The sequence below is a fragment of the Blastococcus sp. KM273129 genome (assembly GCF_021698995.1).
GTDB lineage: Bacteria > Actinomycetota > Actinomycetes > Mycobacteriales > Geodermatophilaceae > Blastococcus.
This window is the reverse complement of the sequence record NZ_SSXB01000029.1, coordinates 36,257-43,189: the sequence shown is the minus strand read 5'-3', so window position 1 is coordinate 43,189 and position 6,933 is coordinate 36,257. Positions and strand designations below refer to the sequence as shown.

Sequence of the window (6,933 nt, the reverse complement as noted above, 5' to 3'; positions counted from 1 at the left end):
GGACGGGCGGGGTGGAGGCGGGCACGCCCCCCATTGTGGCTGACGGCCGGCCCGGCGTCTCCGACCGCACCGCCGCACCGGTGCGGCACCATGGGCGGCGTGCGCTCCTCGCCCCGCCCCGCCGGTGCTCGCCGCTGGCCGCGGACGGGCGGGCAGGAGCCGGCGCCGTCGGTGGACACGACCCCGCTCGGCGTCCCCCGGCCGCAGACGCGGCCGCTGCCCGCGCCAGGGCCCGGGCCGGCGCCCGCACCTGCCCCGCCGAGGGTCACCGTCACCCGGGTCGCCGCCGCCCGCAGCCGCGAGCTGACGGTCGCGGCCGCGCGCCGGGTCCGCACGGCGAGCCGGGCCGACGGCGCCGGCGACAGCGGGCTGACCCACCTGCTGTGGGTGAACGCCCTGCACATGGCCGGCGACGCGATGATCGCCGTCTCCCTGGCCGGGACGCTGTTCTTCGCCGCCACCGCCGACGCCCAGCGCGGCAACGTCGCGCTCTACCTGCTGGTCACCATGGCGCCGTTCGCACTGCTGGCCCCGGTCATCGGCCCGGCGCTGGACCGGCTCCAGCGCGGCCGCCGGTGGGCGCTGGCGGTCTCGCTGGGCGGGCGGGCGGTGCTCGCGCTGGTCATGGCCCGGCACTTCGACGACCTGTGGCTCTACCCGGCGGCGCTGGGCGTGCTGGTGCTCTCCAAGGCGCACAACGTGCTGCGGGCCGCGGTCGTCCCGCGCGTGCTGCCCGGGCCGATGTCGCTGACGTCGGCGAACGCCCGGCTGTCGGTGTTCGGCCTGGTCACGGCCGGCGTCGCCGGGGGGCTGGGCGCCGGGGTGGCCGCGCTGCTCGGCTTCGACTGGGAGCTGTGGGCGACGGCGGCGGTCTTCGTGGCCGGCGCGGTGCTCGCCGTGCGGCTCCCCCGGCACGTCGACGTCCCCACCGGCGAGGAGCCGGCCGACGTGCTCACCACCGCCGAGATCCCGCTGCCCGGCCGCCGGCGGCGGGTCTCCCCGCACGTGGTGCTGGCGCTGCGGGCCAACGCGGCGCTGCGCGGGCTGGGCGGGTTCCTCACCATCTTCGCCGCGTTCCTCGTGCAGGCGACGTTCGCCGACGGGTGGTCGGCGACCCTCGCCCTGGGCGCGCTGGCCGCCGCGGCGGGGCTGGGCAGCTTCACGGGGACCGCGGTCGGGTCGCGGATGCACTCCGCCGCCCCCGACCGGCTGGTGCTGCACGCCGCGTCCGCCGCCGCGGTGGTGACGGTGCTGGCCGCGGTCTTCTACGGGTTCGGCATGGCGGTGCTGGTCGCCGGCGTCTCCGCCGTGGCCAACGCGCTGGGCAAGGTCTCGCTCGACGCGATCATCCAGCGCGAGGTGCCCGAGAGCCTGCGCGCCTCGGCGTTCGCCCGCTCCGAGACGGTGCTGCAGCTGGCCTGGGTCGCCGGCGGGGCGCTGGGCATCGCGCTGCCGCCCACCGGCTGGATCGGGTTCACCGTCGCCGCGGCGCTGCTCGTGCTGGCGGTGGCGCTGATCCTGTGGAGCCTCTACCGCAGCCGCCCCGCGCCGGGGACGGCGGGGGCCCCGGACGCACCGACGACGCCGGTGGGACCGTCGTGGTCGTGAGAACGCCCCGCACCGCCCTGCTGCTCGCCCTCTGCACCGCCGGGTCGCTGACCGCCTGCGCCGGTGAGCCCGCGACCCCGCAGGACCTGCGGGTGCAGGCCGGCAGCCAGGACGTCACCGCCGCGCCGACCCAGTACTGCCTGGACGGCGAGGGGCAGCGCTACAGCACCCGTCCCCCGGTCGTCGAGGTCTCCCCGGACACCACGATCGCGCTGACCGTGCCGGAGGCGATCGCCGAGCGCGGGTGGCAGGTGCAGGTGTTCGACGAGTCGCTGGAGCAGCTGATCGGCGAGGTCGACGTCCCCACGGGCACCGAGACCTTCGAGGGGATCAGCTCCTCCGACGTCGTCCCACCCGCCTTCTACCTGGTGGTCGTCGAGGACGCCGGCGGCGACTGCGGCGAGTTCACCGCGGCCTGGCCGGTCGGCTTCCTGCGCGCCGGCGGCGACCTGGGGAGCTGAGCGGCGCTCAGCCCTCCAGGTCGGTGGCGACCGCGCGCAGCACGGCGGCCACCTTCCGGGCATGGCCCCGGTCGGGGTAGCGGCCGTGCCGCAGCCCCTCGGAGACGTCGTCGAGCAGCTTGATCAGGTCCTCGACGATCGGGACCAGCTCGTCGGGCTTCTTCCGCGCGGCCGCGGCGACGGTGGCCGCCACCGACGGCAGCGGGTCGAGCAGGCGCACCTGCAGCGCCTGGTCGCCGCGGCGGCCGGCGACGATCCCGAACTCCACCCGCTGGCCGGGCTTGAGGTCGGTGCCGGCCGGGAGCGCGTCCTTGTGCACGAAGACGTCGGGACCGTCCTCGCGGGACAGGAAGCCGAAGCCCTTCTCCGCGTTGAACCACTTCACTCTGCCGGTGGGCACGGTGGATCCCTCAGTTCCTCGCTGTGGCGCGGCGCGCTGGCCGGACGGTCGACGCGGCGGGACGCCGCTGCTGGACAGGTTAGCCGCCGCGGCGCCGCCCCGACCTGCCGATTCCGGGCGGGTCCCTACGCTGGGCCGGTGCCCGACCACCCCGACTACCGCTTCACGCTCGCCAACGAGCGCACGCTGCTGGCCTGGCTGCGGACGGGGCTGGCGCTGGTCGCCGGCGGGGTGGCCGTCGCCACCTACGCCCCCGACCTCGGGGTGCGCTGGGGCAGCGCCGCGGTCGCGCTCGCGCTGGTCCTCATCGGGCTGGGCATCGCGCTGGCCGGCTACCGCCGCTGGCAGGCCAACGAGGCGGCGATCGGGGCCGGGCGCGCCCTGCCGGCCAGCCGGCTCGTCCCTGCCGCGGTCGCGGCCGTGGCGGCGGTGGTGGTCGTCGTCGGCGTGCTCGTGGGCGTGGAGGTGCTGCGCGGGTGAGCGGGCCGGTGGAGACCCAGCCCGAGCGCACGGTGCTGGCCTGGCAGCGCACCGGCCTGGGGCTGCTGGCCGTGGCCGGCCTGGTCGGGCACCGGGCGGTCCACCTCGGCCGACCGGCCCTGCTGGTCGTCGCGGGCGTCGCCGCGCTCCTCGGCATCGGGGTGCTCGGCGGGCTGGGGCCGGCCCGCTACCACCGGGTGCAGCAGCGGGTCGCCACCGGGCGCCCCGTCGGGGACCGGGCGGCCGCGCTGGCCGCGACGGCGGCCGTCGTCCTCACCGCCCTCGCCGCGGCGGTCGCGGTGCTCATCCCCGGCTGATGCCCGGCACGATCCCCAGCCGGTCCAGCAGGTGCAGGAAGGCGACGGCGAAGTCGTTCCCCGCCACCTCGCCGGCCACCCGGGCCCAGTCGACCTGCTCGCGCAGCGCCCGGGCCACCGGCAGCAGCCGCGCGAAGTCGCAGTAGTGCTCGTCCAGCGCCATGAGCTTGGAGACGACGATGTCGGTCGGCGCCATGACCGGCATCTGCACCGACAGCACCGGCAGCACCTCCGCCCGGTCGACCAGGTCGGTCTCCACCGGCCGCCCGCAGGTGCGCCAGATGACGTCGACGAAGACGTCGTCCCGTTCCACCTTCAGCAGCCAGTCCTCCGCCGGGTCGACGACCTGCAGACCGGCGTCGGCCAGCGCCTTCGCCGCCCGCTCCGCCTCAGCCGCCGGCACCAGGAAGTCGGCGTCGTGGTCGGGCTCGGGGGCGCCGCGCACCCAGGCGGCGTAACCGCCGCAGAGCGCGAACGGCACGTCGGCCTGCTTCAGCGCGACGGCGGTGCGCTTGAGCAGGTCGCGCACCTGCTCGCGGGGGGACGTCTGCACCCAGCGCCTGCTACCCGCGCGCGCCGCGGGCACACGGAGGGGTAGATCCCCGGGGCAGCGGGGCACAGGGACCGGGTGCGCATCGCGACCTTCAACATCCTGCACGGACGCTCGCTCGACGACGGCCGGGTCGACGTCGACCGGCTGGCCGCGGCGGTGAAGACCCTGGACGCCGATGTGCTCGGCCTGCAGGAGGTCGACCGCGACCAGCCGCGCTCGCTCGGCGCGGACCTGACCGCCGTCGCCGCCGAGGCGATGGGGGCGGTCGACTCGCAGTTCGTCGCGGCCCTCGACGGGACCCCCGGCGGCACCTGGATGGCGGCGACCGGCGAGGAGCAGCCCGGCTCGGCGAGCTACGGGATCTCGCTCCTGTCGCGCCACCCCGTCGTCTCCTGGCGGGTGGTGCGGATGGCCCCCCTGCGGGTGAGCGTGCCGCTGTGGTCCCCGCAGTCCCGGCGTCCCTTCCTGGCCCGCGACGAGCCGCGGGTCGCCGTCGCCGCCGTCGTCGACGGCCCGGCCGGGCGGTTCACCGTGTGCAACACCCACCTGTCGTTCATCCCGCGGTGGAACGGCCACCAGTTGCGGAGCCTGGTGCGGTCGCTCGAGGGCACCGTGGAGCCGCTGGTGCTCATGGGCGACCTGAACATGCCGCCGCGGGCCGCCGCCCGGCACAGCGGGCTCACCCCGATCGCGGAGGCCCCCACCTTCCCGGCACCGCGGCCGTCGCGGCAGCTGGACCACGTCCTGGTGCGCGGCGGCCTGCGCGCGGACGGCCCGGCCGAGGCCGTGCGGCTGCCCCTGTCGGACCACCGGGCGCTCGTCGTCCGGGTCGCGGCCGCCTGAGCGGGGAGCGGTCGCGGTGGCGCACCGTGCAGTGGATCATGACCGCATGCCCGGAGCCGGTCGCATCCTGACGCTGGTCGCCTCGATCGTGCGCACGGTGTTCGCGGTGATCGCCGCGGTCATCGTCGTCCACGCGGTCTTCGTGCTGTTCGAGGCCAACCCGGGCAACGTCCTCGTGCAGTTCGCGGCCGACTGGCGCGAGACGTTCGGCTGGTTCACCCGCGACCTGTTCACGCCGTCGGACCCGGAGGTCGCCGAGGCGGTCAACGCGGCGCTCGCCGCGCTGATCTGGGTGGTCGCGGGCTCGCTGCTGTCGAAGCTGGTCGTCCGGCTGGCGCCCAGCAGCACCGCCGGCGTCTAGGCGTTCCGCACCGCGGCGGCGGACTCCAGTCCCAGCTCGGCGACGGCGACCCGGCGCATCTCCACCTTGCGCACCTTGCCGGTGACCGTCATCGGGAACTCGTCGACGACCTTCACGTACCGCGGCACCTTGAAGTGGGCGAGCCGGCCGGCGCAGAACTCCCGCAGCGCCTCGGCGGTGAGCGGCTCGGCGCCCTCGCGCAGCCGCACCCAGGCCATGAGCTCCTCGCCGTACCGCTCGTCGGGGACGCCGATGACCTGGGCGTCGACGACGTCGGGGTGGGTGTAGAGGAACTCCTCGATCTCCCGCGGGTACACGTTCTCCCCGCCGCGGATGACCATGTCCTTGATGCGGCCGACGATGTTCAGGTAGCCGGCGTCGTCCATGACCGCGAGGTCGCCGGTGTGCATCCAGCGCGCGGCGTCGATCGCCTCCGCTGTCTTCTCCGGCTCGTCCCAGTAGCCGAGCATCACCGAGTAGCCGCGGGTGCAGAACTCCCCGGGCGTGCCGCGTGGGACGGTGAGCCCGGTGACCGGGTCCACGACCTTGACCTCGAGGTGCGGGTGCACCCGGCCGACCGTGGAGGTGCGGCGGTCGAGGTCGTCGTCGGCGCCGGTCTGGGTGGAGACCGGCGAGGTCTCGGTCATGCCGTAGCAGATGGTCACCTCGGTCATGCCCATCTCGGCGACGACCCGCTTCATCACCTCCACCGGGCACGGGGAGCCGGCCATGATGCCGGTGCGCAGGGTGGAGAGGTCGTAGCTCGCGAAGTCGGGCAGCGCGAGCTCCGCGATGAACATCGTCGGGACGCCGTACAGCGAGGTGCAGCGCTCCTCCTGGACCGCGCGCAGGGTCAGCGCGGGGTCGAAGCCGGGCGCGGGGATGACCATCGTCGCGCCGTGGCTGGTGGCCGCCAGGTTGCCCATGCCCATGCCGAAGCAGTGGTAGTAGGGCACCGGGATGCAGATGCGGTCGGCCTCGGTGTAGCCGCAGCCCTCGCCCACGAAGAACCCGTTGTTGAGCAGGTTGTGGTGGGTGAGCGTGGCGCCCTTGGGGAAGCCCGTCGTCCCCGAGGTGTACTGGATGTTGATCGGGTCGTCGGCCGAGAGCTCGGCGGCCCGCTGGGCCAGCCGGCCCCGGTCGCCGGCGCGACCGGCGTCCACCAGCCGCTCCCACTCGGGGGAGCCCAGGAAGACCACCTCGCGCAGCGCCGGGCAGTCGCCCCGGACCTCGGCGACCATCGCGCGGTAGTCGCTGGTCCTGAACTCCGGTGCGCTCACCAGCACCGAGATGCCGGCCTGCTGCAGCACGTAGGCGAGCTCGTGGGTGCGGTAGGCCGGGTTGATGTTGACCAGGATCGCGCCGAGCTTCGCCGTGGCGTACTGGACGAAGACCCACTCGGCGCAGTTGGGCGCCCAGATGCCGACCCGGTCACCCTTGCCGACGCCGAGGGCGTCGAGCCCGAGGGCGCAGGCGTCGACGTCGTCGACGAGCTGCGGGTAGGTCCAGCGGCGGCCCGAGGCGCACTCGACGAGCGCTTCGTGGTCGCCCACCCGCGCTGCCGTCCGATCCAGGTTCGCCCCGATCGTGTCGCCCAGCAGGGGGACCGTGGAGGTCCCGCTGCTGTAGGACGGCAGCGCGGGCGCGGTCACCGCCGCCGGCCCTCGGGGGTCTGGACGCCGGCCCGGTTGGGCTTGTCCGTCGGGTGGGCGTAGCGCAGCCGGTCGGCCGGGAGCGGGAAGCCGTGGTCCTCGCCGAACGGCGACAGGCCGCCGGCGACCGAGGCGGAGAGCTCGGTGATCGGCGGGCCGCCGCCGTCGGACTCGCCCCAGGTGGGTTCCACCAGGTGGGCGTGCTTCTCGTTGCGCTTGGCCATGACGCCTCCGTGTGCGGTAGCGGGTGCACCGCGC

At 75.4% G+C, this 6,933-nt stretch carries 9 protein-coding genes and 1 pseudogene; 6 read left to right on the top strand and 4 right to left on the bottom strand.

Annotated elements, in window-relative coordinates:
* Positions 1-99 precede the first annotated feature (99 nt).
* Together E9565_RS10625 and E9565_RS10620 are read left to right on the top strand one after the other, a co-directional pair.
* Positions 100-1,608, top strand: a complete 1,509-nt coding sequence (locus E9565_RS10625; protein WP_236834996.1) for an MFS transporter — start codon at positions 100-102, stop codon at positions 1,606-1,608.
* Positions 1,605-2,069: a DUF2771 family protein gene (locus E9565_RS10620; RefSeq protein ID WP_236824870.1), complete on the top strand. Its 465-nt coding sequence runs from the start codon at positions 1,605-1,607 to the stop codon at positions 2,067-2,069. Before E9565_RS10625 ends, E9565_RS10620 begins: the two co-directional genes overlap by 4 nt.
* Before the next feature lie 217 nt (positions 2,070-2,286).
* On the opposite strand, the pseudogene E9565_RS10615 reads toward E9565_RS10620, so the two are convergent.
* Positions 2,287-2,469: pseudogene (locus E9565_RS10615) on the bottom strand (cold-shock protein); the annotation flags it as partial.
* A gap of 138 nt (positions 2,470-2,607) precedes the next feature.
* Between E9565_RS10615 and E9565_RS23200 the strand changes: the two are divergent.
* A complete protein-coding gene (locus tag E9565_RS23200) occupies positions 2,608-2,949 on the top strand; it encodes a DUF202 domain-containing protein (RefSeq protein ID WP_236824871.1) in 342 nt (113 codons plus the stop codon).
* A complete protein-coding gene (locus tag E9565_RS10605; protein ID WP_236824872.1) occupies positions 2,946-3,266 on the top strand; it encodes a DUF202 domain-containing protein in 321 nt (106 codons plus the stop codon). Before E9565_RS23200 ends, E9565_RS10605 begins: the two co-directional genes overlap by 4 nt.
* Here the strand turns inward: E9565_RS10605 and E9565_RS10600 are convergent.
* Positions 3,253-3,819: a nucleotidyltransferase family protein gene (locus tag E9565_RS10600; protein ID WP_236824873.1), complete on the bottom strand. Its 567-nt coding sequence runs from the start codon at positions 3,817-3,819 to the stop codon at positions 3,253-3,255. The genes E9565_RS10605 and E9565_RS10600 overlap by 14 nt on opposite strands.
* Positions 3,820-3,894: 75 nt before the next feature.
* Here E9565_RS10600 and E9565_RS10595 point away from each other — a divergent pair, with 75 nt between their 5' ends.
* Both E9565_RS10595 and E9565_RS10590 read left to right on the top strand, forming a co-directional pair.
* Positions 3,895-4,662: an endonuclease/exonuclease/phosphatase family protein gene (locus E9565_RS10595; RefSeq protein WP_236824874.1), complete on the top strand. Its 768-nt coding sequence runs from the start codon at positions 3,895-3,897 to the stop codon at positions 4,660-4,662.
* 46 nt (positions 4,663-4,708) lie between these two features.
* Complete coding sequence (locus E9565_RS10590) at positions 4,709-5,023, top strand: hypothetical protein (RefSeq protein ID WP_236824875.1); 315 nt, start codon at positions 4,709-4,711, stop codon at positions 5,021-5,023.
* Here the strand turns inward: E9565_RS10590 and E9565_RS10585 are convergent.
* Together E9565_RS10585 and E9565_RS10580 are read right to left on the bottom strand one after the other, a co-directional pair.
* Complete coding sequence (locus tag E9565_RS10585; RefSeq protein WP_236824876.1) at positions 5,020-6,675, bottom strand: AMP-binding protein; 1,656 nt, start codon at positions 6,673-6,675, stop codon at positions 5,020-5,022. The genes E9565_RS10590 and E9565_RS10585 overlap by 4 nt on opposite strands.
* On the bottom strand, positions 6,672-6,899 hold the full coding sequence (locus E9565_RS10580; protein ID WP_236824877.1) for a hypothetical protein: 228 nt from the start codon (positions 6,897-6,899) through the stop codon (positions 6,672-6,674). Before E9565_RS10580 ends, E9565_RS10585 begins: the two co-directional genes overlap by 4 nt.
* Positions 6,900-6,933 lie beyond the last annotated feature (34 nt).